A 25,859-nucleotide genomic window follows, 5' to 3' on the forward strand; every position below is an offset into this window, starting at 1 on the left:
TCGGCGTGAGAAGTCACGACGCGCGGTTTCGGCGCAGTTGCGGGCTTTTCAACCCCATCGTCCCGCAGATGCGGTAGTTTCGCTGCTATGCAGACGTACCGCATCGCGCGAGCCGCGCAGTTGCTCGGGGTGAGCGACGACACCGTCCGACGCTGGATCGACCAGGGGATCCTGCCCACGACGGATGCCGTGCCGGCCGAGATCCCGGGCGACGCGCTGGCCGCGCGGGCCGTCGCCCTCGCGGACGAGGCGACCGCCGCCGACGACCTGCGCACCAGCGCCCGCAACCGGTTCGTGGGCATCGTGACCCGGGTGCAGATCGACGGGCTCATGGCGCAGGTCGACCTGCAGTCGGGCCCGCATCGGGTGGTCTCGCTCATGTCGGCCGAGGCCGCGCGCGACCTGCGACTCGAGGTCGGCTCGCTCGCGACGGCATCCGTCAAGGCGACCCAGGTCGTCGTCGAGATCGCGAGGGGCTGACATGGCTCGCGCCGTCCGCCGCTCCGCGGTCGCGCTGCTGGCGGCATCCGTCCTCGCCCTCGCCGGGTGCGCCTCAGCACCCGCCCCGTCGTCGGCGCCCACGGGAGCCGACGCGACGGGCGACCCGAGCGGCGAGATCACGGTCTACGCCGCCGCGTCGCTGGCCGGCGCTTTCGATGCCATCGCGGAGCAGTTCACCGCCGAGCATCCGGGGGTGACCGTGCGTCCGGTGTACGACGGCTCGTCGACGCTGGTCACGCAGATCCTCGAGGGTGCGCCGGCCGACGTGTTCGCCTCGGCCGACGAGGCGAACATGCAGAAGGCGCTGGATGCTGCGCCCGACCCGGCCCTGTTCGCCTCGAACACGCTCGTCATCGCCGTGCCCGCAGGCGATCCCGCGGGCGTCGAGTCGCTCGCCGACCTCGCCGACGTCACCACGGTGCTCTGCGCTCCGGAGGTGCCCTGCGGCGCGGCATCCGACGAACTCCTCTCCACCGCCGGTGTCGACGTGGACGCCGCGAGCCTCGAGCAGAACGTGACGGCCGTGCTGACCAAGGTCGCAGCGAACGAGGCCGACGCGGGACTCGTCTACGCGACCGACGTCATCGGGCGCGACGATGTCGAGGCGATCGTTGCCGAGGGCGCCGACGAGGTCGTCAACCGGTACCCGATCGCGACTCTCACCGATTCCCGCAATCCGGCTGCCGCCGACGCCTTCGTCGCCTTCGTGCTGTCGAGCGCGGGGCAGGCGATCCTGTCGGACTTCGGCTTCGGAGCGCCGTGAAGCGGGCCGACGGACGCGGGTACGCGCCGCGCGCGCTCGCCGTCCCCGCGCTGATCGGCCTGGGCTTCCTGCTTCTGCCGCTGACGGCCCTCGTCGCGCGGGTCGACTGGTCGACGTTCCTGGCCGATGTCACGTCGGATGCGGCGCTCGCCGCCCTGGGACTGTCGCTCGGCACGGGCCTGGTCGCCACCCTGCTGTGCATCGCCGTGGGGGTGCCGCTCGCGCTCTTCATCGCACGCTGCGGGCCGCGTCCGGCGGCGGTGCTCCGGGCGGCGGTCACCGTTCCGCTCGTGCTCCCGCCTATGGTCGGCGGTGTGGCGCTGCTGTACCTGTTCGGTCGGGCGGGGTGGCTCGGCGGCCTCGGGCTGTCGTTCAGCACACCGGCGGTCGTGCTCGCCCAGACCTTCGTGGCCCTGCCGTTCCTGGTGCTGGCCGTCGAGGGGGCCGTGCGCACCTCCGGGGTCGACTTCGAGCGCGCCGCGGCCGCGCTGGGGGCGAGCCGCTGGACGATCCTCCGCCGCATCACCGTGCCGCTCGCCGCGCCGGGAATCGTCGCCGGGGTGGTGCTGTGCTTCGCGCGGGCGATCGGCGAGTTCGGTGCGACGGCTCTGTTCGCCGGCAACCGGCCCGGCGTCACCCAGACCATGCCGTTGGCGATCTACACCGCCTTCAACGGCGCCGGTGTCACGCAGGGGGCGGCCGTCGCGCTCGCGCTTCTGCTGCTCGCGACCGCCATCGCCGTGCTGCTGCTGGTGCGCGGCTGGCGACCGGGGGCGGCGCGGTGAGCGGCCTGCGCGCGCATGTCGTCGTCGCGCGTGAGCACTTCGCGGTCGACGCCTCGCTCGAGGTGGCGCCCGGCGAGACCGTCGCGGTGATGGGGCCGAGCGGCGCGGGCAAGTCCACGCTGCTGCAGGCGCTCGCCGGGCTCGAGCCGCTGACGGCAGGCGAGATCGCGGTCGGGGGGCGCGTCGTCGACCGTGTCGCGCCCCGAGTGAAGACCGATCCGATGAAGCGCGGCGTCGTGCTGCTCGGTCAGGATGCGCGGCTGTTCCCGCACCTGTCCGTGCGAGAGAACGTCGCGTTCGGACCTCGGGCCTCGGGAGTCGGGGCGCGCACGGCGCGTGACTCCGCGGACGAGTGGCTGATGCGTGTCGGCTTGCCGGGCGCGGGGGATCGGATGCCGCGCGAGCTCTCCGGCGGCGAAGGGCAGCGTGTGGCCGTGGCGCGCGCGCTCGCGGCCTCTCCGCAGGTCGTGCTGCTCGATGAGCCGCTCGTCGCCCTCGATCCGGAGACCGCGGGAGAGATCCGGCGGATGCTGCGCGACCAGCTCGCCGGCACCACCACGGTCGCGGTCACCCACGATGCGGCCGATGCCGTGGCGCTGGCCGATCGGCTGATCGTGCTGGAGTCGGGTCGAGTGACGCAGAGCGGCCGGGTGCGCGAGGTGCTCGCGGCGCCGGCATCCGGCTTCGTCGCCTCGATCGCCGGGGTCAATCGCCTGATCGGGGTCGCGAGTGACGGCGGCTGGCGGAGCGGCGAGCTGCGGCTGACGCCTGCGATCGGGGCTCCGCGGGCGCGGGACGGTGCGCGCCTTGCGGCGGTCTTCCGCCCGCAGGAGGTGCGGATCGTCGACCCTGCATCGTCGGATGCCGACACCTGGCGCACCCGGATCGCACGCCTCGAGGCGACGCTCGCCGGGGTGCGGGTGCACACCGAGGTGTGCGAGGTCGACGTGTCGCTGGCCGATGCGGCGGGTCTCGCGCCTGGCGATCCGGTGCAGCTGCGCATCGACCCGGCTGTCGTGCGCTTCGTCGCCGTGCGCTAGAGATGCCTTGTCGGATCCATTCGCTGATGCAGGATGCGAACGACATCCACGGAATGCTCGGATTCGGTATAGAACAAGAGATGACTGCCGATGCGATAACGGCGGTACCCTTCGCGGATCTCATCGCACGCGTGCCCGCGGTCTGGGTCCGCAGCTATCCGCTCGATAGCTGCTCGAAGCTCGTTGACGTACACCTCGGCTTGTTCGGCGTTCCAGCGCTGTTCGGTGAAGTCCCAGATCCCGGAAAGGTCGCGCTGGGCCGCCGGGGTGAGCCGGTACGACTTCACAGCTTCTTCGACGCGATGAATGCGTCGAAGTCGAACGGCTCCGCCTCGCCGCTGTTCTCTCCGGCGATGAGCGAAGCGCGCAGGGCAGCCAACTGAGTCTCCTGATCTTCCAGCAATCGGAGCCCCGCTCGAACGACTTCGCTCGCGGAGCGGTATCGCCCGGACGCGACCTCCCGGGAGAGGAAGCCGGAGAAGTGCTCGTCCAAACTGATCGACGTGTTCTGAGCCATGCTATGAGTTTACCAACAATTGGTACTTCGGATCAGGCTGATTCCCGCCCGCACGGTCCCCGCCTTCGACCCGCGGGTTAGTCTCGGAGGATGACGGGGAGCGAGGGGACGCGATGACGGCCGTGCCGGTTGTCATCGGCGTCCGAGCGCCCGACGCCGCTCCTCCACCGGGAACCGCGACCACTCCCGACGGCCTCGTCGACACCCACGGCCGCGTGCACCGCGACCTGCGCATCTCGCTGACCGACCGGTGCTCGCTGCGCTGCACCTATTGCATGCCCGAGCAGGGCAACGAGTGGCTGGCGCGCACCAGCATCCTCTCCACCGATGAGATCGTCGAGGTCGCCGAGGTCGCGGCACGCCTCGGCATCCGCACGTTCCGACTCACCGGCGGAGAGCCGCTGCTGCGCGCCGACATCGTCGACGTCGTGCGCCGGATCGCCCGCATCGAGGCCAAGGACGGGCCGGTCGAGGTCGCGATGACGACCAACGGCATCGGCCTCGCCGCGAAGCTGCCTGCGCTGATCGATGCCGGTCTCACCCGGCTCAACATCAGCATCGACACCGTCGACCGCCAGCGCTTCGCCGACCTCACCCGACGCGACCGCCTCGACGACGTCTTCGAGGGCATCGCCGCGGCGGCGGCATCCGACCTCCGTCCTCTCAAGCTCAACGCCGTGGCGATGCGGGGCGTGAACGACGACGAGCTCGCCGATCTCGTGGCGTTCGCGATGGAGGTCGGGGCCCAGCTGCGCTTCATCGAGCAGATGCCGCTGGATGCCGGACACACCTGGGACCGCGCGACCATGGTCACCCGCGAGGAGATCCTCGCGGCGCTGGGGGAGCGGTGGCGGCTCGACCCCGTGCCCGGTCGCGGCGGGGCGCCCGCCGAGAAGTGGCGGATCGACGGGGGCCCGCACGAGGTCGGAGTGATCGCGTCGGTGACCGCTCCATTCTGCGGGGCCTGCGACCGGCTGCGGCTCACGGCCGACGGACAGCTGCGCAACTGCCTGTTCTCGAACACCGAGTACGACCTGATCGGGGTGATGCGGGCGGAGGGATCCGTGCCCGGACAGCGTGCCGACACCATAGCGGGGATGCTGCGCTCCTGCGTGCACGGCAAACTGCCCGGCCACGCGATCGACGACCCGACGTTCCTGCAGCCGGCGCGCGGCATGAACGCGATCGGCGGCTGACGGCCTTCCGCCCGGATACCTCGGAGCGGCCGCCTCAGTCGGAGCTGACGGGGATGTGCGCGGCGAGCGCCGCGGCGGAGGCGTAGTCCGGCTGTGCGCCGACCCCGCCGGCGCCGCGAGTGGATGCCGTGCCGCACGCGACCGCGAAAGCGATGGCCTCATCGCCCGGCATGCCCGACAGGCGCGCGGTGAGGTAGCCCGCCGCCAGGGTGTCGCCCGCGCCGACCGTGTCGACGAGCGGTCCGTCGACCGGCGGCACCGCCGCGCGGACGCGCTCGGTGCGACCGTCGACCCGCCGCGCGGCGTAAGCGCCTTCACTCCCGAGCTTCGCGACGACGGTCGCGCCATCGGGCATGCGGTCGAGCAGGTGATCGACCGCCGCGTCGATGTCCGCCGCACCGGTGATACCCGTCAGCTCCTCCTCGTTGCCGAAGAAGACGTCGGCGTGCGGCATCAGATCGAGGATGCCGCAGTCCCACTCCTCGGCCGGGTCGAAGTTGCCGTCGAGCGAGGTGGTGAGCCCCGCCGTCCGCGCGGCGCGGAACAGCGCGGGCGCGTCGGCGTGAAGCGCGTGCTGCAGGAAGTAGCTGCCCACGTGCAGATGCGCGGCGCCGGCCAGGTCGGCGGCGGTGACGTCGGCGGCGCGCACCGTGCCGATCGATCCCATCGACGTGAGGATCGCGCGGTCGCCGTCGGGACGCGTGAGATGGGTGGACGCCCCGGTCGGCAGCGAGTCGTCGACGCGCACACCCGCCGTGTCGACACGGCGCCGCGCGAGCTCGTCGTCGAGGAAGCGACCGAACGTGTCATCCGCCCGCACGCTGATCAGCCGGGTGTCGACACCGAGCGCGGCCGCGCCACACGCCGTGATCGCCGAGGAGCTGCCCATGGTGAGCGTCGTCCGCGGCACGATCTGCTCGTACTGGCCGAAACGGATCTCGTCGTCGACGTCGATGATCAGGTCGACGCACAGCTCGCCCACGACGAGCAGTCGACCTACGGATGCTGCGGCAGCAGCCATTCGCACCACACCCTCTCCTGCTCGGCCCCGCCTCGGGCTGCGGGATCATGCCGACGACTCCAGTCTGCCGCCGCGGCGCGGGCGGCCGCCAACGCGCGCTGCGTCTTCTCGGCGCCCCGGTCGGAGCCGTGGATGCTGATGAGCGTCCAGGGCTCGGGCGCAGCATCCGCTCCGTTCACGACGGTCTGCCGCACCGGCGTCGACATCGCGATGACGTCGCCGGGCGCGAGCGCGAGGGCATGGGCGACGGCATCCGCCACCGAGGCGAGGAGCGCCCGTTCGTCGGGGTGCGCCGCCGTGGCGACCGTGATGACCGGCATCAGTCGGTGACGAGGACCGAGCGGTTCAGGAAGGGGGGCGTGTCGGGGTTGCGCCCGCGGAGGGCGGCGAGGTCGACGGCGAGGCGGTGCACGAGAGGCAGGTTCGCCTGCGGGTCGAGGTCGTTCACGTAGACGGTGGCACCGGTCGAGCGCACGTCGTCGGCGACGACATCGGGCGCCTCGCCCAGGAACCAGACCAGGGTGTTCGGACCGGCGCACGAGATGGGGCCGTGCTGGTACTCCCACATGGAGTAGGCCTCGGTCCAGAAGCCGGCGGATTCGCGGACTTTGAGCGCGGCCTCCTGCGCGAGGCCGTTCGTCCAGCGGTGGCCGAGGAAGACGACGTGCTGCACCTCGGCGGGGTCGACGGGCAGGGCGGCCGCCAGGGCGGTGCGCGCGTCGTCGACGAGGGTGTCGGGCACCTGGCCGATCGAGGCGCGCAGCGCGGTGAGGCCGGTGGTCGCGAACCGGGTCTGCACGACCGACACCTCGTCGGCGAACCCGAGGTGCACGGTGCGCTCGGCGCACAGGCGGCCGAGCTCGGTGTCGGTGTCGCCGAGGATCGCGGTGATGCGGTGGGTGCCCTGGTAGCGCTCGACCAGCTCGACGACGTCGGCCGTGGTACCCGAGCGCGAGATGACGACGATGTGCTCGTCGTCGTCGATCCAGTCGAGTTCGCTGGGGATGGCTGCACGCGTGCGCCCGAGCCCGGCGTCGTTGCGCAGGTAGGCGTAGGCGTCGCCGACGTAGTAGGAGGTGCCGCAGCCCACGACGAGCACCTTCTCGCCGTCGGCGGGAAGAAGCGTGCGATGACGTTCGTCGAGGTCGAGCGCCTGCTGCCAGATCTCGGGCTGACTGGTGAGCTCCGCCCGCGTGATCGCGCCGGATGCGACGTTCTTGTCGTTCATCTCGATGGTCCTTCGACTGTCTTCGCCGCCGCGCATGTGGCGGCGATCTGTGCAGATTCAATCAGAAATGAGCATGGAATGAAAGTTCTTGACGGATTCCGCCGATTGTTGAATACTGCATCAGCAAGGGCGCCACGCAGCATCGAGGCTGGGGCGCGATCATCACGAGAAGGAGATCCAAGCGTGAGAATCAAGAATCAGCGCCTCGCCGGCATCGTCGGGCTCGGCGCCGCAAGCGCACTGGTGCTCTCCGGTTGCGCCGGCTTCGGGGGCGGCGGCGGCTCGAACGACGGGGGCGGCGACGACACCCTCACCTTCACCACGTGGGGCAGCGAGTCCGAGGAAGCCACGTTCAAAGACCTCATCAAGCAGTTCGAGTCCGAGCACGACGGCGCCAAGATCAAGCTCAACGTCGTGCCCTACGACCAGATGTTCTCGAACATCGACGCACAGCTGTCGTCGGGCAAGGCGCCCGATCTGTTCCGCGTCGACTACGGCAACCTCGGCGTCTACTCCAGCCAGGGACAGCTGCTCGACCTGAGCGACTACTTCTCCGACGACGAGAGCTCGGAGTTCACCCCCGCGATGTGGGAGGCGGTCTCGTTCGACGGCGCCCCCTACGGCGTTCCGCACCAGACCGACGTCTCGGCGCTGCTGGTCAACACGCAGATGCTGACGGATGCCGGCGTCGACGTCGCCTCCCTGCCGACCACACAGGACGACGCGTGGACGTGGGACGAGTTCGCCGACGTGGCCGCCCAGCTCAAGTCGGCGCTGCCCGCCGACAAGTACCCCTTCGCCTACAACTGGCAGCTCGGCGGCGCGCCGCGCTGGCTGAGCTGGCTGTTCCAGGCGAACGGCACCTTCCTCGACGGCACCTCGGCGACGATCGACTCGCCCGAGGGCGAGAAGGCCCTCGACTTCACGAAGAGCTTCTTCGAGAACCAGTGGGTGCCGCCGACGAGCTCGACCAAGGGCACCGTCTACGCCGACAACCTCTTCACCGAGGGCACGGTCGCCATGGCGTTCGCCGGATCGTTCCTCGTTCCCGACATCGACTCGCTCGCGAAGTTCGACTGGACGGCCATTCCGATGCCGCGCGACGAGCGCGGTGCGACCGACCTCGGCGGCAACGCCCTGGTCGCCACGAAGGACACGAAGAACCCCGAGCTGGCCGCCGAGTTCCTGAAGTTCATGGTCTCGGCCGACGCGATGAGCGAGTTCTGCGCCAACACCAACGAGCTCCCCACGCGCACCGACCTCGAGGGCGACGCCGTCACCTTCAAGGTGCGCCCCGACGTGATGCCGGTGTTCGTCGACCAGGCGGCCACGATCGAGCCGGGCGACGTGAAGCAGCTGACCTCGCCGGCCATGGCCGCGATCAACACCGCGCTCCAGGACCAGCTCGAGGCCGCGTTCATCGGCGGACAATCGACGAAGGACACGCTGAGCAAGTTGTCGGCCGCCATCGAGGAAGCCGCACAGTAATGACCGCTCTCTCCACCCGCGACCGGGCCGGCGCCGCAGCGCCGACCCGGCCGCGGGCGGGGCAGCGGGCCGCCCGCCTGCGGGAGTCTCTCGTCGGCTGGGGGTTCGCCGCTCCGAACCTCGTCCTGATGTCGCTGTTCCTGTTCGTCCCGATCATCTGGGCGACTATCCTCTCCTTCCAGGAGACGAAGGGCTTCGGCGATCCGGAGTGGGTCGGGCTCGACAACTACGCGAACCTCGTGACCGACCCGGTGTTCTGGCAGAGCCTGCTGAACACCGTGCTCTTCACCGTGGTCACCGTGCCGATCGAGCTCGCCGGAGGTCTCGGCCTCGCCGTGCTGCTCAACTCCGTGCTCCCCGCGCGCGGGCTCTTCCGCACGGCGATCGTGCTGCCCATGGTCATCTCCGGCGTCGCATCCGGAATGATCGCGGTGATCATGTTCTACGAGTCCAACGGTCTGGTGAACAAGATCCTCCAGGCGATCGGACTGCCCTCGATCGGATGGCAGTCGGAGGGCACGCCGGCGATGATCTCGGTGATCATCGCGGCGATCTGGCTGCGGCTCGGCTTCAACATGATCATCTACCTCGCCGGCCTCCAGTCGATCTCGCCCGAGCTCTACGAGGCCGCCCGCATCGACGGCGCCAGCCGCTGGCAGCAGTTCCGGTCGGTGACCGTGCCGCTCGTCGGCCCCTCGACGTTCTTCCTGCTCATCATGAACGTGATCGCGTCGTTCCAGGTGTTCGACCTGATCTTCGTGATGACCGGCGGCGGACCGGGCAACGCGACCTCGGTGCTGGTGACCTACGCCTATCGCAACGGCTTCCAGATCAGGGAGCAGGGATACGGTGCCGCGATCGGCATCGTCATCCTCATCATCACGCTCATCTTCACCTACATCCAGTGGAAGACGAGCCGCACGAGAGACCTGGCGGAGTAGGGACGGATCATGGCCGAAACCACCACAGTCGTCCAGATCGCGGATGCCGCGATCCTCGGCGAACGCGGCGCGCAGCGGGTGCAGCGCCGCCGCCGCAAGAGCGCCACCGGGCGCAAGGGCATCGTCTGGCGCACCCTGATCGCGGCGGTCGTCTCGCTCGCCGTCGTGTTCCCCCTCTACTGGATGCTGGTCGTGGCGTTCTCGCCCCGCGGCGAGGTGTTCGAGCCCGGACTCCGTCTGTGGCCGAGCACCTTCACGCTCGAGAACTTCACCAAGGTGTTCGACCGCGTCCCCGTCGTCGACTGGTTCGGCAACTCGGTCGTGATCGGCGCGATCGTCACCGCGCTCACCGTGTTCGTGAACCTTCTCGCGGGGTACGCCTTCGCGCGGCTGCGCTTCGGCGGGCGCAATGCGGTGTTCATCCTGGCGCTCGCCACGATGATGATCCCGGTGCAGGCGATCATGGTCGCGCAGTTCAAGCTCGTCTCCGCCCTGGGCATCTTCGGCACGTACTGGGGCGTGATCCTGCCCGGGGCCGCGGCCGCCTTCGGCATCTTCCTCGCGCGGCAGTTCTTCATCGGCATCCCCGACGAGATCATCGAGGCGGCGCGCATCGACGGCGCGGGGCACATGCGCATCTTCCTGCAGGTCGTGCTGCCGCTCTGCAAGCCGCTGATCGCCGTGCTCACCCTGCTCACGCTCATGGGAAGCTGGAACGACTTCGCCTGGCCGTTGATCGCCCTGAACGACAACGCCCTCTTCACCCTCCCGATCGGACTGCTCTATCTCAAGAATCAGACGTCGCCCGACTACAACGCGATCATGGCCCTCGCGCTGATCTCGGTGCTGCCGATGGTGCTGCTGTTCATCTTCTTCCAGCGCTACTTCGTGCAGGGCTTCGCCCGGAGCGGCATCAAATGAGCCTCACGTACCTCTGTTCGCTGCCTCTGCCCGACGCCTGGTTCGACGAGCTGCGAGAGCGGATGCCGGGCGTCGCCGTGCACCGGACGACGCTCGACGCGCCGCCCTCCGCCGAACTGCTGGCCGAGGTCGATCTGCTGCACACCAGCGAGTGGCTGCCCGCGGCGTCCGACATGCCGAAGCTGCGGCTCGTGCAGCTCGACACCTCGGGCGTCGACCACGTGCGCGGCTCGTCGCTGTGGGAGAGCGGCGTGCCGATCGCGACGCTCGGCGGCATCGCCCCGGTGCCCATGGCCGAGTATGCGCTGATGTCGATCCTCGAGCTCGCGCACCGGATGCCGCTCATCGAGCGCCACCGCGCCGACCGCACCTGGCCGACCAACGCCGAGCGTCTCGCCTCGCTCACGCCGCGGCAGCTGTCGGGCGCGACCGTCGGCATCATCGGCTACGGCCGGATCGGCCGCGAGATCTCGCGTCTCGCCAGCGCGTTCGGGATGCATGTCCTCGGGGTCAGCCGCTCCGGCGCGCGTGTCGCGACGGCCGAGAAGTTCGACACCGGGCGCCAGGCGATCGCCGACGACCCGGCGGATCTCTTCCCGATCGACCGCCTCGACGACGTGCTGCGACGCAGCGAGTACCTCGTGGTCGTGGTGCCGCTGACCGAGCTCACCCGCGGGCTGATCGGGCCGGCGCAGCTCGATCTGCTCCCTCCCGGCGCCTGCGTGGTCAACATCGCCCGCGGCGGCATCGTCGACGAGGCGGCTCTGCTCGAAAGGCTGCGGGACGGCCGCGTGGGCGGCGTCGCCCTCGACGTCTTCGACGAGGAGCCGCTGAGCCCCGACGCAGTCTGGTGGCGTGAGCCCGGCGCGCTGATCACCCCCCACGTCGCGGGCCTCGCCCCGCAGTATCATGCACAGACACTCGACCTCGTCGTCGAGAATCTGACCCGACTGGCCGAGAACCGGCCCCTGGTGAATGAGGTGGACCGTGCAGCCGGTTACTGAGCCCCTGATCGGGCCGAAGCGTCAGCGCGAGCTGCTCAACTACATCCGCACCTACGGCGCCGGGTCGGTCAGCGAGATGGCGAAACTGCTCGGGGTCAGCACCTCGACCGTGCGCCGCGACCTCAACGAGCTGCAGGACAAGAAGCTCGTCGAGCGCGTGCACGGCGGCGCCGCCCAGGTCGACGACGACGTCGAGCCGCTGCGCCCGCAGCGCGAGGTCGCCTACGCCGACGAGAAGCAGCGCATCGGCCGGGCAGCCGCGGCGCACATCACGCCGAACTCGACGGTGCTCATCACCGGCGGCACGACGACCGAGGCGATGCTGCCGTTCCTCGGCGGCATCCCCGGGCTCACCGTGCTCACCAACAGCCTCAGCGTCGTCAGCCGGCTGTCGCAGTTCCCCGACATCGACATCATCGTGCTGGGCGGGCTGCTGCGTCGCTCCGAGATGAGCCTCCTCGGCCACCTCACCATCGCCGGCCTCGACGAGTTCGGCATCGACCGGGCGTTCACGGGGGCGTTCGGTGTCGACCCCGAGATGGGCGTCACCGGGACGAACCTCTCCGAGACGCAGACAGACCGTTCTCTGGCGTCGTCGGCGCGCGAGCTCATCGTGCTCGCCGACCACTCCAAGCTGGCGCGGCGGGGACCGGCGCGCCTCGTTCCGACCGACGGGATCTCGCGGCTCATCGTCGACGACGGGGCGGATGCCGAGCTGCTCGAGCGCCTGCGCACCGCGGGGGTGACTGTCGAGACATGCTGATCCCGCCCGCTCTGGCGGCGGTGGGTCTGGGCGCGAGCCTGCCCTCGATCGCGGCCTTCAACGTCATCTCCCTCGAATACGCCGAGGGGATCGTCGACGGCGCCGAACGCGCCGGACGCCCCGTTCTGCTCTCGATCAGCCACAACGCGGTGCGCTTCCACGGCGCCCTCTCGCCGATCGCCGCCGCCTGCCGCGCGCTCGCCGACGCGGCATCCGTTCCCGTGATGCTGCACCTCGACCACTGCGAATCCGAAGAGCTCGTGCTCGAGGCGGGCGACCTCGGCTTCGCCTCGGCCATGTACGACGCCTCGACCCTCGCCTACGACGACAACGTCGCAGCCACCGCGCGCGTCGCCACCCGGGGGCACGAGCGGGGGCTGTGGATCGAGGCCGAGCTCGGCGAGATCGGCGGCAAAGACGGCGCTCATGCGCCCGGTGTGCGCACCGACCCCGCCGAGGCCGCGGCGTTCGTCGCCGCGACGGGCGTCGACGCGCTCGCCGTGGCGGTCGGTTCGTCGCACGCGATGACGACGCGCGACGCCGAGCTCGACATCGAGCTGATCGCGCGCCTGTCGGATGCCGTGCCGGTGCCGCTGGTGCTGCACGGTTCGTCGGGCGTCGGCGACACCGGCATCCGCGCGGCCGTGGCGGCCGGCATCCGCAAGGTCAACGTCGGCACGCAACTCTCGATCGCCTACACCGGCGCCCTGCGCGCCGAGCTGGGCGATCGCGTCGACCCGCGCCGCGCTCTGACGGCCGCCCGCGAAGCCGTCGCCACCGAGGTCGCGCACCTGCTCGACGTCATCTCGAACCCGTCACCCGACCTCCGCTGATCCGGAGAAGGAGGAAACCATGTCTGCAACCGTCCAGGGCCCGTCGTCGCACGACGGCGAACCCAGCGCCGCCGCGCTGCTGGAGGCCGGCGACATCGTCGGGCTCATGCGCGCGTGCCACGATCGCCGCCTCGAGCGCGAAGGCATCCCGATGGTGCTCGGCCTCGCCGACGAGCGCGGTCCGATCCCGGTCGCCGGGTCGGCGGCGCAGCGCGCCGAGGGGACTGCCTTCCTCGCCGTGCTCGACCGCTACCGCGAGGCGCTCGTGCCGTTCGCGCGCGTCGACGACGAGGGTGCCGTCATCACCGCGATGCAGGTGCTCGCGTACACCCACTTCGCGCCCGGTGCCGAGCCTCTCGCCGCGACGCCCGAGATCGCGGAATCCGATTCCGCCTCGGCATCCGATCCGGCCGCTCCCGCGGCATCCGATCCGATCGATCCCGTCCTCACCGGGGAAGGAACCCTCTCATGACGCAGCCCTCTTTCGACGCGCAGCGCGAGCAGCTCGCCAACGGCCACTTCATCCGCGTCGTCAACTATCACTCGACGCCGCGCGGGGCTCGGGCCGAGCTCGAGAAGGAACTGGCGGGGTTCGCGCGGGACTACGCGCCGGTGACGCTCGACGATCTCGACCGGCTGTTCGACACGGGAACGTGGCACAAGGACAAGCCGGGACTCATCCCGGTGTTCTACGAGGGATACCGCAACTCGATCTCGGTCGCCGCACCGCTGTGCGACCAGTACGGGCTGACCGGATGGTTCCCCATCGCCACCTCGTTCGTCGACTGCGACCCCGAGCACCAGGAGGCCTTCGCCCGCGCCCACTGGATCTCGCTGGTCGAGGAGGACACCAAGGGCGGCCGCATCGCCATGAGCTGGGACGAGGTCGCGGAAGTCTCGAAGAAACACGTCGTCTTCCCGCACACCGCGCACCACGAGGGGTTCGACACCGTGCTCTCCGATGAGGACATCCGCCGCGAGGTGGTCGAGTCGAAGGCGGCCCTCGAGGCCGTGACCGGTCAGGAGGCGCCCGCGTTCGTGTGGCTGCACGGCTCGTCGTACGGCCAGAGCCCGCGCCACGACCGGGCGGTGAAGGACGCCGGATACCGCTATCAGTTCGCGAACACCATGATCCACCGCGTGAACTGAGGCGCTGCGCCGCGCCGCAACGTCGCAGAACAGCACGTACTTCGCAGAGTCTCGGCCTATCTCTGCGAAGTCCGTGTCGTTCTGCGAGCTTCGTGCACGGCGACCCTTCCTGCACGGATCGCGCATTCGGCCGGTTGTCTGCATCGACCGGATGCCGGGTACCGCAGCACCGCGACCGCCTGGCATCCTCGCGGGATGCCTTCACGCGACAAACCCGACATCTCTGTGGTCGTGCGCCGGAACGGAGGCGTCGCCCTGGTGCGTGCCGTCGCAGATAGAGGTCATCGCCGTGCAGAGTTCGCCGCGGCGATCGCCGGCGGACGGCTCGTCCGTGTACGCCGCGGCTGGGTCGCCCTGCCCGACGCCGACCCGATGCTGGTCGCCGCCGCGCGCCAAGGCGTCGTGCTCTCCTGCGTCACCCAAGCCCGCAGACTCGGCCTCTGGGTGCATGACCGCAACCCCGGAGTGCACGCCGCGGTCAGCCCGGGCGGGGCGGGAGGCAAGCCCGACAGCATCCGCGTGCACTGGGCGAAGCCCCTGATCCCACGCGCGCCCGGAGTGCTCACCGATCCGATCGAGAACGTGCTCGCCCTCGTCGCCGAGTGCGAGCCCTTCGAACGTGCGCTCGCGACCTGGGAGTCGGCGCTCAACAAGGGGCTCGTCGAGCGGCAGGTGCTGCAGAACCTGCCGCTCCGCGCGAACGCACGTCGGCTGCTCGACGAGGCGTCCCCTTCGCGGATGCCGGGCTCGAGACCTACCTGCGGGTGCGGCTGCGGTGGCTGCGGCTTCCCATCCGCGTGCAGATCTGGATCGCGGGCCATCGGGTGGATGCCCTGATCGGCGATCGCATCGTTCTGCAGATCGACGGTGCGCACCACGTCGGCGCGCAGCGGTCGGAAGACATCCGCCACGACGCGGCGCTGAAGCTCATGGGGTTCCACGTGATCCGGGTCAGCTACACGCAGATGATGGACGAGTGGCCGATGGTGCAAGACCTCGTCATGCGCGCCGTGGCGCAGGGGCTGCATCGGGCGTGATCCGCGCATGCACAACTTCGCAGAACAGCACGAACTTCGCAGAGAATCGCGCGATTCGTCCGAAGTTCGTGCTGTTCTCCGAGGATTCGTCGCGGCGCGCGTCAGTCGCGGATGCCGAGATGGCGGATGCTGCCGCCGAGGTCGCGCCAGGTGAGCTCGGTCGTGCCGCCGTCGCGCGTCGAGTGCGCGGCGCGGGCCGTGCCCTCGACCAGGTCGGAGACACCGCGGGCGCGCAGCAGTTCCTGGGCGCCCGGGTCGCCGACGACGGGGATGCGGTCGACTTCGTGCCCCGCGCGACCGGGGTAGTCCTCGCCCCGGGACTCGACGACTGCTCCCGTCCCGTCTGTGTGCTCGACATGAGCGTGGAGGACGCCGTCGCGGTGCGTCAGGCGGAAGCGACGAACGGATGCCGCCGCCTCGGCGTCGCGCCGCTGGAACCCCGGCCCCGCGGACCAGTACCAGCTCTCGAGCACGCCTTCCGCCGTGAGCGCCAGCACCTCCAGGTGGTCAGGCCCGAGGGGCGACTGCACGATCTGGGCGTCGAGGTACCGGGCCCCGGAGGCGAACGCTAGCCCCGCGCTCCACTGCCCGGGCGGCACGTCCGGGGTGGCCGGCGGGTCGTCCTCGTGGTCGGCGTTGAACCAGTACACCCAGAGGCCGTCGACCGCATCGCAGGCCACGAGCTCGAGGTTCCCGCGCGCTCCGTAGACGCCCTGGGCGAGGGAGACAGGTCCGGCGGTGGCGTGATCCGGGCCCACGATGCTGATCTCTGAATGCATTTGCTTATTCTTGCTCATTTGTGGGTGTTTGTGACAGCATTGCTTTCACGACCTTTCGAAGGAGAACCATGAGAATCGCCCGAGTCCTCGTCGACGGCCGGCCGCGCATCGTCATCACGGATGCCGGACAGTCCCGGCTCGCGCCGGAGTCGCACGCCGACGACGCCCTCGCCGCCCTCGAGAGCGGGCGGTCCGGAGCCGACTGGCCGATCGTCGACCTCGCCGACCTCGACCTCCTCGCTCCGGTCGCCGGCGCCGGGAAGATCATCGCCGTCGGTCTCAACTACGTCGATCACACGACCGAGACCGGATTCACCCAGCCGGAGCGACCGCTCACGTTCGCGAAGTACGCGACCTCGATCACCGGCCCCACGGCAGACGTCGTGGTGCCGGACCACCTCACCCAGGGCGTCGACTTCGAGGCCGAGCTGGCGCTGCTCATCGGCCGGCGCTGCGGCGGCGACACCCCGGCGACGCTCGACGACGTCGCGGCCTACACCGTCGCCAACGACGTGTCGGCCCGCGACGTGCAGTTCGGCGACGTGCAGTGGACGCGCGGCAAGTCGTTCGACACCTTCACCCCGCTCGGGCCGGAGCTCGTCACGCCCGACGAGTTCGGCGAGCCCGCGGGCCACCGCATCTACGCCGAGGTCGACGGCGAGCTGTTGCAGGAAGACGACACGGCCGAGATGATCTTCGACGTGCCCACCATCCTCGCCTTCGTCAGCGACGGGGTCACCCTCGAGCCCGGCGACCTCATCCTCACCGGGACTCCCGCCGGCGCCGGAGCGTTCCGCACCCCGCCGCGCTACCTGCAGCACGGCGAGACCGTCACCGCCGGTGTCGAGGGCATCGGCGAGCTGCGCAACCGCTTCGTCTACCGCTCGCAGCTCACCGCCTGACACCCCAGCCTCGCTCACGAATCGGAACTCAACGATGACCACCACCGACCGCCGCGTCCTCGTCCTCATCGGGGCCGGGTCCGCCGTCTTCACCCGCGGCCTGCTCGCCGACCTCATCAGCGCCGAAGACCTCGGGGCGTGGGAGATCCGCCTCGTCGACGTCGACTCGACGGCGCTCGACGTGGCGGCCGATCTCGCCGAAGCCATGGTCGCGGCACGCGGTGTCGGCGACAGCATCCGCGTGGTGCGCTCCACCGACCGCCGCGCGGTGCTCCCGGGCGCCGACTTCATCGTCACGTGCGTCGGGGTGGGCGGTCGTCCGGCCTGGCAGCTCGACCACGAGATCGTGCAGAAGCACGGGGTCTACCAGCCCGTCGGCGACTCGATCATGCCGGGCGGCATCTCGCGCCTGCTGCGCACCACCCCGGTGCTCGTCGAGATCGCGCACGACATCGCCGACCTCGCGCCCGACGCGTTCTTCTTCAACTACTCGAACCCGATGACGGCCAACGTGCAGGCCATCCACCAGCAGACCGGACTCGACGTCGTCGGTCTGTGCCACGGCATGCACCACATCCAGCGCGAGCTCGCGCAGCTCATAGACGCGCCCTTCGACGAGACCTCGACCCTCTACGCCGGCATCAACCACCTGACCTTCATCTACGACTTCCGCTGGAAGGGCCAGGACGCCTGGCCGCTGATCCGCGAGCGCGTGCACCGCGAGCTGGCCGAGGCGCCCGACCCCGCCGACATCGGCAACATCTTCTACGAGAAGCCGACGGCGTGGCACAACCCGTTCGCGTGGGAGCTCTTCGACCGGTACGGCGCCTTCGCGGCGGCGGGCGACCGGCACGTGGTGGAGTTCTTCCCCGAGCGCTTCCAGAGCGGCGACTACTACGGCAAGAAGCTCGGCATCGACGCGTTCAGCCTCCCCGAGATCCTCGAGTGGGGCGAGAACCGCTACCAGGGCATGAAGCGACAGGCGCTCGGCGAAGAGCCGCTCGACCAGTCGATCTTCGAGCGCTCCGGCGGCGAGCAGGAGCAGCTCATCGCGATCATCCGCTCCATCACCTTCGACTCGCGCGAGATGTTCAGCTGCAACGTCGTCAACAACGGTGCCGTCCCCGGGCTGCCCGACTGGTCGGCCGTCGAGATCCCCGGAGTCGCCACGGCCCGCGGCATCCGCCCGATCGCCGTCCCCGACCTCGGAAAGCCCCTCACGGCGATCCTCGCCCGCCGCCTGACGTCGGTCGACCTCGCCGTCGAGGCGGCGCTCACCGGGAATCGCGATCTGGTCGTCGAGGCGATGATCGCCGACGGCGCGATCTTCGACGCCGACCGCGCCGCGGCCCTGACCGACGACCTCATCGCCGCTCAGGCGCAGCACCTGCCGAGGTTCGCGTGAGCGCGCGCAACCTCGGCAAGGAGGAGCGAGAGGCCGCCGCCGCCGCCGAGAGCACCGAGTTCGCCGCACGCGGCGGCGTGCCCACCCACGAGTGGGGCGAGGGCCTGCGCAGCCAGCAGTGGTTCGGAGCCGAGGGCAAGACCGGATTCATGCACCGCTCCTGGCTGCGCAGCGAGGGGCTGCCCGACGACTCGTTCCGCGGTCGGCCGATCATCGGCATCGCGAACTCGTGGAGCGAGCTGACGAGCTGCAACATCCACCTGCGCGCGCTCGCCGAGCACGTCAAGCGCGGCATCTGGCAGGCGGGCGGCGTGCCGTTCGAGTTCCCGACGACCTCGGCCGGCGAGCCGATCGTGCGCCCGACCGCGATGCTGCTGCGCAACCTCATGGCGATGGACCTCGAGGAGACCCTGCGGTCGAACCCGCTCGACGGCGTCGTGCTCCTCGCCGGATGCGACAAGACGACGCCGGCGTACCTCATGGGTGCCGCATCCGTCGATCTTCCCGCCCTTCTCATCACCGGCGGTCCGATGCTCAACGGCAAGCACCGCGGCACCGACATCGGCTCGGGCACGTCTGTCTGGAAGTTCACCGAGGCGTACCGCGCCGGCCTCATCGACGACACCGCGATCACCGAGGCGGAGGGCTGCATGGCCCGCAGCCAGGGGCATTGCCAGACCATGGGCACAGCCTCGACGCTCGCGTGCGTCTCGGAGTACATGGGGATGCAGCTGCCCGGCACGGCATCCCTCCCCGCTAACGACTCCCGTCGCGCGACCGCCGCGCACCTCGCCGGCCGCCGCATCGTGGAGATGGTGGCGGAAGATCTGCGGCCGTCGAAGATCCTCACGCGCGAGGCGTTCGAGAACGGCGTCCGCGCGAACGCGGCACTGGGCGGATCGACCAACGCCGTCATCCACCTGCTCGCCCTCGCCCGCCGCGTCGGCGTCGAGCTGACGATCGACGACTTCGACACGCTCGTGCGCGACATCCCGGTGCTCGCCGACCTGATGCCGAGCGGGCGCTTCCTGATGGAGGACTTCGAGTACGCGGGCGGCACCGCCGGTTTCGCCGAGACCCTCGGCGACCTGCTGCACCGCGACGCGCTCACCGTCACCGGTGCCACGCTCGGCGAGAACTACGCCGGCGCCGAGGTGTTCGACCGCGAGGTCATCCGTCCGCTCGACAACCCGGTCAAGCCCGTCGGTTCGGGCATCGCGGTGCTCAAGGGCAACCTCGCGCCGCGCGGCGCGGTGATCAAGCAGTCGGCCGCCGCGCCCGAGCTCATGCAGCACACCGGTCGCGCCCTCGTCTGGGATTCGCTGCAGGACTACCTCGTCGATGCCGAGGACCCCGATCTCGACGTGACGCCCGACGACATCCTCGTCGTCCGCAACGTCGGTCCGAAGGGCTACCCGGGGATGCCGGAGGTCGGCAACCTCGCGCTGCCGCGCAAGATCCTCGAAGCCGGCGTCACCGACATGGTGCGGATCTCGGATGCTCGGATGAGCGGCACCTCGTACGGCACGGTCGTGCTGCACGTCGTGCCGGAGGCCGCCGCCGGCGGACCGCTGGCGCTCGTGCGCACCGGCGACACGATCACGCTCGACGTCGCCGGGCGCTCGCTGCACATGCACGTCGACGACGACGAGCTCGAACGCCGCCGTGCCGACTGGCGCCCGCGCGTCGTGCCGGGCAGCGAGCGCGGCTGGACGCGGCTGTACATCGAGCACGTCACGCAGGCCGACGAGGGTCTCGACCTCGACTTCCTCCAGGGACGCTCGGGCGCGGCGGTCGGACCCCAGGCGTTCTAGGTTGGAGCGCATGGGTCCTCGCACACGGGTGCACGGTTCGATCCTCGTCGTCGGTGCGTCCGGCATCCTCGCGCCCGCGGCATCCGTCCTCGTCTCGCGGGGCGCGGCGGTGACGGGCGTCGGCCGGAGCCGTCCGATGCCCGACGGCGTGGAGGCCGTGCACGTCGATGCCCGCGACCTCGGCGCGCTCGACGCGGCTCTCGGCTCGCGGCGGTGGGATGCCGCCCTCGTCTACGACCCCGCGGTGACCGAGAGCACCCTTCCGCGACTCGCGGCGGCGATCGACGGCCGACTGGTCCGAGTGCGCACCAGTGCCGCCGCCGATCCGGCGCACGGCGAGCCGGCGCTGCTCGCGGACACGCTGCAGCTGGGATGGCACGAGGAGGGCGACGAGGTGCGGTGGCACACGCCCGACGAGGTGTCTGCCGCAGCGCTGGTCGTGTTCGACGACGGCGACCCGTGCACGCTCGGCGTCGTGCGCCCGTGGGAGCGGCGTCCATGATCGCGATCCTCGCGCTCTCGCCGGCCCTCGACGTCACCTACGACCTCGACGCCCTCCGGCACGGCGAGATCAACCGTCCCCTCGCCACGACGGCGGTCGCGGGCGGCAAGGCCCTCAACGCCGCGCGCGCGGCGCGGGCGCTGGGGGCCGACGTGCACGTGACCGTGGCGCTCGGCGGCGAGAACGGCGAGCGCGTGGGCCGAAGGCTGCGCGCCGACGGGGTCGCCATGACCGAGGTCGCCCTCGCCGCCGAGACCCGCACGTGCCTCGCCCTGGTCGAAGCGGGCGGAGGCGCGTCGAGCACCGACGTCTATGAGCCGGCGGCGCCGCTCGCCGAGCTCGAGTGGGCGCGGTTCGCCGCCGCCGTCCGCTCGGCGCCCGCCGCCGCGTGGCTCGGCCTGTCGGGCAGCATCCCCGGCGGCGTGCCGCTCGAGGGGCTGCGGGCGCTGCTGGCCGAGGCGCGCTCGCGCGGGTCGCGCGTCGCGCTCGACACCTCGGGCGCGGCCCTCGGGCGGCTGGCCGGCGAGAGCGACCTGCTCAAGGTGAACCGCGCCGAGGCCGCCGATCTCCTCGGCCGTGATCTGTCCGACGCCGCGGCGGCCTGCGCCGCCCTGCACGACCGGTTCGGCGTCGACGCGGTCGTGACCGACGGCGTGCGCGGCGGAGCCGCCCTGCACGACGGAGAGCCGCACCGGCTTCCCGCGCCGCAGTCGGTGGGACGCTACCCCGCCGGCAGCGGCGATTCGTTCTTCGGTGGGCTGCTGCACGCCCTCGATCGCGGATTCCCGTTCGCGACGGCCCTCGACCTCGCGCGGGATGCCGCCGAGCGCAACGCCCGCGTTCCGGGCCAGGGCGTGCTGGCCCCGGTCTGAGCGCTCGAACGCCGAGTCAGCCGAGGAACTCCCGCGCCGCGGCCGTCATCGCGGTCACGCCGACGTCGATGGTCGGGTGGATCTCGGGGGCGAAGAACGGCGAGTGGTTGGTCGGGATGTCCTTCTCCAGGCGACCGGCCGCCTCGGCCTCCGCGAACCGAGCGGCGTCGACGCCTCCCCAGAACCAGAACACCAGCGGAGCCCCGGCGTCGCGCGCGAACCACGACACGTCCTCGCTGCCGGTGAACATGCCGGGGTCGATGACGGATGCGTCGCCGAGAGCGCGCTTCAGAGCCGCGGTCGCCCGCGCCGTGGCATCCGCATCGTTGATCGTCGCCGGCAGGGTGTGATCGGTGCGGATCTCGGGCTCGCGCTCCGCTCCCGAGGCCATCGCCTCGGCACGGACGATGCGCTCGACGCTCGCGAGCACCTTGTCGCGCGCCGCCTCGTCGGGGTAGCGCAGGCTGAGCTCGAGCGTGGCGTACGCCGGGATGATGTTGTTCTTCAGGCCCGCGTGGATCGAGCCGACGGTCACGACGCCGACGCCGCGGGGGTCGATCTCGCGCGAGGCGATGGTCTGCAGGCGCATGACGGTCGCGGCGGCCATCACGACCGGGTCGATCGTCGAGTGCGGACGCGAACCGTGGCCGCCGCGTCCGTGCAGGGTCACGGTGAGACCGTCGGATGCCGCCATCTGGGTGCCGCTGCGAACGCCGACGACCCCGGCCGGCAGAGGCGTGACGTGCTGCCCGAGCACGACGTCGGGCGCCGGGTAGCGCGAGAGGAGGCCGTCGTCGAGCATGGCCCGGGCGCCGGCGCCGTACTCCTCGGCGGGCTGGATCAGCACGACGAGCGTTCCCGACCACTCGTCGCGCTCGGCGACGAGCCGCTCGACCGCACCGGTCATCGCGGTGACGTGCATGTCGTGGCCGCACGCGTGCATGACCGGCACCGTGGTGCCCGCCGGATCGATGCCCTTCGCGGTGCTCGCATAGGCCAGCCCGGTCTGCTCTTCGACGGGAAGGCCGTCCATGTCGGCGCGCACCCAGACCACCGGACCCGCGCCGTTCGCGAGAACGCCGACGACGCCCGTGACCCCGATGCCCTCGTCGACCTCGAGTCCCAGATCGCGCAGATGCGCGGCGGCGATGCCGGCGGTGCGCGTCTCCTGGAACGACAGCTCCGGATGCTGGTGCAGGTCGATGTAGAGCGCTTCGAGGTCGATCGTCATGGCGTCGAGCCTACTCGCGGGCGGTGTACCAGACCGCGGTGTCGACCGGGAGCGACGAGCCGTCGAGCGGGCCGCTCGCGACGATCACCGACGCGTCGGCGGGCAGCGCGATCGGCTCTCTGCCGAGGTTCGCCACCACGTGCACGTCGCCGCGACGGAAGGCCACGGCATCCGCTCCCGCGTCTTCCCAGATGAGCGATCCGCTGCCGAAGCCGTGCTCCCGCCGCGCGGTCAGCAGGCGCCTGTACAGCGACAGCGTGGAGTCGGGATCGGCCGCTTCGACGTCGCGGGCGTAGGCGGCCCAGTGCGCCGGCTGCGGCAGCCACGAGGCCCCCGAATCGTTGAACCCGAACGACGGGCCGTCGGCGGTCCAGGGCAGCGGCACGCGGCATCCGTCCCGTCCGTAGCGTTCGCCGTTCGTGCGGAACCAGGTGGGGTCCTGTCGGAACGCGTCGGGGATCTCCATCGCCTCGGGCAGTCCGAGCTCCTCGCCCTGATAGAGGTAGGCCGAGCCGGGGAGGGCGAGCATCACCGTGGTCGCCGCCCGCGCGCGGGCGAGGCCCGTGGCGGTGTCGGGCTTGTACGGGGTGAGCGGCCCGATGCCCTCGCCCTGCGGGTTGTCGGCCGTCAGTGCCAGGCGCGAGGCGTGCCGCACGACGTCGTGGTTCGACAGCACCCAGGTGCTGGGCGCGCCGACGGCGCCGAAGGCGTCGAGCGAGTCGCGGATGACGTCACGGAGCTCCTCCGCGTCCCACGCGGTCTTCAGGTAAGGGAAGTTGAAGGTCTGGTGCATCTCGTCGGGGCGCACCCACAGCGCGGTCTTCTTGAGCGTCGGAAGCCACGCCTCGCCGCAGAGGGCGCGGTCGCCGTCGTACTCCGCCAGCACGCGGTGCCAGTCGCGATAGATGTCGTGCACCGCCTCCTGGCCCCAGTACGGCACGTTCGCCTCCTCGCCGCCCATCGAGTCGGCATCGGCAGGAGGCGTGTAGTCGGGAAGCCCCTCGGCCTTGATCATGCCGTGCGCCACGTCGACGCGGAAGCCGTCGACCCCGCGGTCGAGCCAGAAGCGCAGGATCGAGCGGAACTCCTCGCGCACCTCCTCGTTCGTCCAGTCGAAGTCGGGCTGCGTCGGGTCGAAGATGTGCAGGTACCACTGGCCGGGCGTCCCGTCGGCCTCGGTCACGCGCTCCCACATGCCGCCGCCGAAGACCGACTCCCAGTTGTTGGGCGGCAGTTCGCCGTTCTCGCCCTTGCCGTCGCGGAAGATGTAGCGGGCGCGCTCCGGGCTGCCGGGCGCGGCCTTGAGAGCCGCCTGGAACCACGCGTGCTGGGCGGAGGAGTGGTTCGGCACCAGGTCGATCACCACCCGGATGCCGCGGGCGTGCGCCTCGGTCAGCATGGTCTCGAAGTCGGCCAGGGTGCCGAAGAGCGGATCGACGTCGCGATAGTCCGCCACGTCGTACCCGGCGTCGCGCTGCGGGCTGGTCATGAACGGGCTGAGCCAGATCGCGTCGACGCCGAGGTCTGCCAGCGAGTCGAGGCGGGCCGTGATGCCGGGGAGGTCGCCGATGCCGTCGCCCGACGCGTCGGCGAACGACCGCGGGTAGATCTGATAGATGACGGCGCTGCGCCACCACTCGGAACCGGGCGCGGCGAACTGTTCGAGCTGAGGCATGCGACCAGGCTACAGGCCCGCCACCGCAGGAATCGAATCGGTTCGATCCTGAGCGCGACGCACATCGCGGAGTAGCCTGACGGCATCCGATTCGAGGAGGCGGCGATGGTTCCCGAGATCAACTACTGGGCGGTGCTGCTGGCCACCGCGTCGAGCATGCTCGTGGGCTCGGTCTGGTACACGCCGAAGGTCTTCGGCACGCGCTGGGCGAAGCTCGCGAACGTCGACATGGACCGGCCGGCGGCGACCGCCGCCTGGCCCATCATCACCACGGTGATCGTGAGCTTCATCACCGCGTGGGTGCTCGCCGGTGCGGCCGCGATCTCGTGGCACTTCTACGGCGGGCCGTACTTCTGGGGGGCGATCGTCACCGGCGTGACGCTCTGGGCGGGCTTCACGGCCGCACGCTTCATCACCCACGACGCGTTCGAGGGCCGTTCGACGAGGCTGACCACCCTCAACATCGGCCACGAGCTCGTGACCGTGGTCGTCATGGCCGTGATCATCGGGGTGTGGCCGCCGGCGCTCGCCTGAGCGGACGCCGGCGACCCCACACTCATCCGATCACGGGGTCGGCATGCCGCCGTTGACGTTCAGCGTCTCGCCGATGACGTAGCTCGACTCGGGCGAGGCGAGGAACACGTACGCCGGAGCGAGCTCGGCGGGCTGGCCCATGCGGCCCAGCGGGGTCTCTACGCCGAACTGCTCGATCTTCTCCTGCGGCTGACCGTCGCTCGGCTGCAGCGGGGTCCAGATCGGACCCGGGGCGACGGCGTTCACGCGGATGCCCTTCGGGGCGAGCTGCTCGGCGAGGCCCTTCGTGAACGCGTTGATGGTCGCCTTGGTCGACGCGTAGTCGACGAGGATGCCCGACGGCGAGTACGCCTGGATCGACGTCGTGTTGATGATCGTCGAACCCGGCGACAGGTGCGGGAGCGCCGCCTTCGTGATCCAGAACATCGCATAGACGTTGGTCTTGAACGTGTCGTCGAACTGCTCGTCGCTGATGTCGGTCAGCGACTCCTGGAAGACCTGCTTGCCCCCGTTGTTGACGAGGATGTCGAGGCCGCCGAGCGCCTCGACCGCGTCGGCCACCAGGGAACGGCAGTACTCCGGGTCGCGCAGGTCGCCGGGGAGCGTGGCGACGTTCGCACCGGCTTCGCGGAGGATGCCGGCGATGCGCGTGGCATCCTCCTCCTCCTCCGGCAGGTACGAAAGGGCGACGTCTGCGCCCTCTCGTGCGAAGGCGATCGCCGTGGCGGCGCCGATCCCCGAGTCGGCGCCCGTGATGAGCGCCTTGCGGCCGGTCAGCCGACCGGTGCCGCGGTAGCTCTCCTCACCGTGGTCGGCTCGCGGGGTGAGATCGGCGTCGAGCCCCGGCTCGGGCATCTTCTGCTTCTGCGGCTCGATGTCCGAGTAGAGCTCGGCGGGGTTGACGAGGGTGTACTGATCGCGGGACATGGGGTGTCCTTTCCTTGTTTTCCGGTCGGTC

At 70.6% G+C, this 25,859-nt stretch carries 30 protein-coding genes; 21 read left to right on the top strand and 9 right to left on the bottom strand.

Going from position 1 to position 25,859, the window contains the following annotated elements; translation table 11 throughout:
* The first annotated feature begins 87 nt into the window (after positions 1-87).
* From AB3M90_RS12925 to AB3M90_RS12940, 4 genes are read left to right on the top strand one after another with little or no spacing between them, the layout of a single operon-like run.
* Positions 88-480, top strand: coding sequence for a TOBE domain-containing protein (locus AB3M90_RS12925; protein WP_412952501.1), 393 nt, complete (start codon positions 88-90; stop codon positions 478-480).
* Position 481: 1 nt separating this feature from the next.
* Positions 482-1,264 carry a molybdate ABC transporter substrate-binding protein gene (gene modA, locus AB3M90_RS12930; RefSeq protein ID WP_412952503.1) on the top strand — a complete coding sequence of 261 codons (783 nt, stop codon included), beginning with the start codon at positions 482-484 and terminating at the stop codon, positions 1,262-1,264.
* Entirely contained in the window at positions 1,261-2,049 is a 789-nt protein-coding gene (locus AB3M90_RS12935; RefSeq protein ID WP_412952504.1) for a molybdate ABC transporter permease subunit, read from the top strand. The genes modA and AB3M90_RS12935 overlap by 4 nt, the downstream gene beginning before the upstream one ends.
* Positions 2,046-3,089, top strand: a complete 1,044-nt coding sequence (locus tag AB3M90_RS12940; RefSeq protein ID WP_412952505.1) for a sulfate/molybdate ABC transporter ATP-binding protein — start codon at positions 2,046-2,048, stop codon at positions 3,087-3,089. Before AB3M90_RS12935 ends, AB3M90_RS12940 begins: the two co-directional genes overlap by 4 nt.
* Here AB3M90_RS12940 and AB3M90_RS12945 read toward each other — a convergent pair.
* Positions 3,086-3,376, bottom strand: a complete 291-nt coding sequence (locus AB3M90_RS12945) for a type II toxin-antitoxin system RelE/ParE family toxin (protein WP_412952507.1) — start codon at positions 3,374-3,376, stop codon at positions 3,086-3,088. The genes AB3M90_RS12940 and AB3M90_RS12945 overlap by 4 nt on opposite strands.
* Positions 3,373-3,606, bottom strand: coding sequence for a type II toxin-antitoxin system ParD family antitoxin (locus tag AB3M90_RS12950; protein ID WP_412952508.1), 234 nt, complete (start codon positions 3,604-3,606; stop codon positions 3,373-3,375). The genes AB3M90_RS12945 and AB3M90_RS12950 overlap by 4 nt, the downstream gene beginning before the upstream one ends.
* A 113-nt stretch (positions 3,607-3,719) precedes the next feature.
* Here AB3M90_RS12950 and moaA point away from each other — a divergent pair, with 113 nt between their 5' ends.
* Positions 3,720-4,802 carry a GTP 3',8-cyclase MoaA gene (gene moaA, locus AB3M90_RS12955; RefSeq protein ID WP_412952509.1) on the top strand — a complete coding sequence of 361 codons (1,083 nt, stop codon included), beginning with the start codon at positions 3,720-3,722 and terminating at the stop codon, positions 4,800-4,802.
* Between the two features lie 34 nt (positions 4,803-4,836).
* Here the strand turns inward: moaA and AB3M90_RS12960 are convergent, their stop codons facing one another.
* The 3 genes from AB3M90_RS12960 to AB3M90_RS12970 are packed head-to-tail and all read right to left on the bottom strand — an operon-like array spanning position 4,837 to position 7,051.
* A complete protein-coding gene (locus tag AB3M90_RS12960) occupies positions 4,837-5,823 on the bottom strand; it encodes a carbohydrate kinase family protein (RefSeq protein WP_412952510.1) in 987 nt (328 codons plus the stop codon).
* On the bottom strand, positions 5,799-6,143 hold the full coding sequence (locus tag AB3M90_RS12965; RefSeq protein ID WP_412952511.1) for a hypothetical protein: 345 nt from the start codon (positions 6,141-6,143) through the stop codon (positions 5,799-5,801). Before AB3M90_RS12965 ends, AB3M90_RS12960 begins: the two co-directional genes overlap by 25 nt.
* Positions 6,143-7,051 (bottom strand): SIS domain-containing protein, encoded by a 909-nt coding sequence (locus tag AB3M90_RS12970; RefSeq protein WP_412952513.1) that lies wholly within the window; start codon positions 7,049-7,051, stop codon positions 6,143-6,145. Before AB3M90_RS12970 ends, AB3M90_RS12965 begins: the two co-directional genes overlap by 1 nt.
* 183 nt (positions 7,052-7,234) lie before the next feature.
* Between AB3M90_RS12970 and AB3M90_RS12975 the strand changes: the two genes are divergently transcribed.
* From AB3M90_RS12975 to AB3M90_RS13020, 10 genes are all read left to right on the top strand, one after another.
* Entirely contained in the window at positions 7,235-8,539 is a 1,305-nt protein-coding gene (locus tag AB3M90_RS12975; RefSeq protein WP_412952514.1) for an ABC transporter substrate-binding protein, read from the top strand.
* Positions 8,539-9,480 (top strand): carbohydrate ABC transporter permease, encoded by a 942-nt coding sequence (locus AB3M90_RS12980; protein ID WP_412952516.1) that lies wholly within the window; start codon positions 8,539-8,541, stop codon positions 9,478-9,480. Before AB3M90_RS12975 ends, AB3M90_RS12980 begins: the two co-directional genes overlap by 1 nt.
* A 9-nt stretch (positions 9,481-9,489) precedes the next feature.
* Positions 9,490-10,401 (top strand): carbohydrate ABC transporter permease, encoded by a 912-nt coding sequence (locus AB3M90_RS12985; RefSeq protein WP_412952518.1) that lies wholly within the window; start codon positions 9,490-9,492, stop codon positions 10,399-10,401.
* Positions 10,398-11,405 (top strand): D-2-hydroxyacid dehydrogenase, encoded by a 1,008-nt coding sequence (locus tag AB3M90_RS12990; protein ID WP_412952520.1) that lies wholly within the window; start codon positions 10,398-10,400, stop codon positions 11,403-11,405. Before AB3M90_RS12985 ends, AB3M90_RS12990 begins: the two co-directional genes overlap by 4 nt.
* Entirely contained in the window at positions 11,389-12,168 is a 780-nt protein-coding gene (locus AB3M90_RS12995) for a DeoR/GlpR family DNA-binding transcription regulator (protein WP_412952522.1), read from the top strand. The genes AB3M90_RS12990 and AB3M90_RS12995 overlap by 17 nt, the downstream gene beginning before the upstream one ends.
* Positions 12,162-13,001: a class II fructose-bisphosphate aldolase gene (locus AB3M90_RS13000; RefSeq protein WP_412952524.1), complete on the top strand. Its 840-nt coding sequence runs from the start codon at positions 12,162-12,164 to the stop codon at positions 12,999-13,001. The genes AB3M90_RS12995 and AB3M90_RS13000 overlap by 7 nt, the downstream gene beginning before the upstream one ends.
* Before the next feature lie 19 nt (positions 13,002-13,020).
* Entirely contained in the window at positions 13,021-13,473 is a 453-nt protein-coding gene (locus AB3M90_RS13005) for a hypothetical protein (protein WP_412952526.1), read from the top strand.
* Positions 13,470-14,150 carry a polysaccharide deacetylase family protein gene (locus tag AB3M90_RS13010; protein WP_412952527.1) on the top strand — a complete coding sequence of 227 codons (681 nt, stop codon included), beginning with the start codon at positions 13,470-13,472 and terminating at the stop codon, positions 14,148-14,150. Before AB3M90_RS13005 ends, AB3M90_RS13010 begins: the two co-directional genes overlap by 4 nt.
* A 195-nt stretch (positions 14,151-14,345) precedes the next feature.
* Complete coding sequence (locus AB3M90_RS13015) at positions 14,346-14,987, top strand: hypothetical protein (RefSeq protein WP_412952528.1); 642 nt, start codon at positions 14,346-14,348, stop codon at positions 14,985-14,987.
* On the top strand, positions 14,915-15,187 hold the full coding sequence (locus AB3M90_RS13020) for an endonuclease domain-containing protein (RefSeq protein WP_412952530.1): 273 nt from the start codon (positions 14,915-14,917) through the stop codon (positions 15,185-15,187). Before AB3M90_RS13015 ends, AB3M90_RS13020 begins: the two co-directional genes overlap by 73 nt.
* A gap of 101 nt (positions 15,188-15,288) precedes the next feature.
* Here AB3M90_RS13020 and AB3M90_RS13025 read toward each other — a convergent pair whose 3' ends face one another.
* Positions 15,289-15,966: a hypothetical protein gene (locus AB3M90_RS13025; protein WP_412952532.1), complete on the bottom strand. Its 678-nt coding sequence runs from the start codon at positions 15,964-15,966 to the stop codon at positions 15,289-15,291.
* A gap of 68 nt (positions 15,967-16,034) precedes the next feature.
* Here AB3M90_RS13025 and AB3M90_RS13030 point away from each other — a divergent pair, with 68 nt between their 5' ends.
* Genes AB3M90_RS13030 through AB3M90_RS13050 form a run of 5 tightly spaced genes read left to right on the top strand, consistent with a single transcriptional unit; the run spans position 16,035 to position 21,461 of the window.
* Positions 16,035-16,868 carry a fumarylacetoacetate hydrolase family protein gene (locus AB3M90_RS13030; RefSeq protein WP_412952534.1) on the top strand — a complete coding sequence of 278 codons (834 nt, stop codon included), beginning with the start codon at positions 16,035-16,037 and terminating at the stop codon, positions 16,866-16,868.
* A 34-nt stretch (positions 16,869-16,902) separates the two neighbouring features.
* Complete coding sequence (locus tag AB3M90_RS13035) at positions 16,903-18,273, top strand: family 4 glycosyl hydrolase (RefSeq protein WP_412952535.1); 1,371 nt, start codon at positions 16,903-16,905, stop codon at positions 18,271-18,273.
* Positions 18,270-20,087: an IlvD/Edd family dehydratase gene (locus tag AB3M90_RS13040; protein ID WP_412952536.1), complete on the top strand. Its 1,818-nt coding sequence runs from the start codon at positions 18,270-18,272 to the stop codon at positions 20,085-20,087. The genes AB3M90_RS13035 and AB3M90_RS13040 overlap by 4 nt, the downstream gene beginning before the upstream one ends.
* Positions 20,088-20,097: 10 nt before the next feature.
* On the top strand, positions 20,098-20,589 hold the full coding sequence (locus AB3M90_RS13045) for a Rossmann-fold NAD(P)-binding domain-containing protein (RefSeq protein WP_412952538.1): 492 nt from the start codon (positions 20,098-20,100) through the stop codon (positions 20,587-20,589).
* Positions 20,586-21,461: a 1-phosphofructokinase family hexose kinase gene (locus AB3M90_RS13050; RefSeq protein ID WP_412952540.1), complete on the top strand. Its 876-nt coding sequence runs from the start codon at positions 20,586-20,588 to the stop codon at positions 21,459-21,461. Before AB3M90_RS13045 ends, AB3M90_RS13050 begins: the two co-directional genes overlap by 4 nt.
* A 16-nt stretch (positions 21,462-21,477) precedes the next feature.
* Here AB3M90_RS13050 and AB3M90_RS13055 read toward each other — a convergent pair whose 3' ends face one another.
* Positions 21,478-22,692: an amidohydrolase gene (locus AB3M90_RS13055; RefSeq protein WP_412952542.1), complete on the bottom strand. Its 1,215-nt coding sequence runs from the start codon at positions 22,690-22,692 to the stop codon at positions 21,478-21,480.
* A 10-nt stretch (positions 22,693-22,702) separates the two neighbouring features.
* A complete protein-coding gene (locus AB3M90_RS13060) occupies positions 22,703-24,367 on the bottom strand; it encodes a glycoside hydrolase family 13 protein (RefSeq protein ID WP_412952544.1) in 1,665 nt (554 codons plus the stop codon).
* Between the two features lie 105 nt (positions 24,368-24,472).
* On the opposite strand from AB3M90_RS13060, the gene AB3M90_RS13065 reads away from it, so the two are divergent.
* Positions 24,473-24,901, top strand: coding sequence for a DUF1761 domain-containing protein (locus tag AB3M90_RS13065; protein WP_412952545.1), 429 nt, complete (start codon positions 24,473-24,475; stop codon positions 24,899-24,901).
* A 30-nt stretch (positions 24,902-24,931) separates the two neighbouring features.
* On the opposite strand, the gene AB3M90_RS13070 is transcribed toward AB3M90_RS13065, so the two are convergent.
* A complete protein-coding gene (locus AB3M90_RS13070; RefSeq protein WP_412952547.1) occupies positions 24,932-25,828 on the bottom strand; it encodes an SDR family oxidoreductase in 897 nt (298 codons plus the stop codon).
* Positions 25,829-25,859: the final 31 nt, after the last annotated feature.

Source organism: Microbacterium martis (assembly GCF_047246685.1).
Taxonomy (GTDB): domain Bacteria; phylum Actinomycetota; class Actinomycetes; order Actinomycetales; family Microbacteriaceae; genus Microbacterium.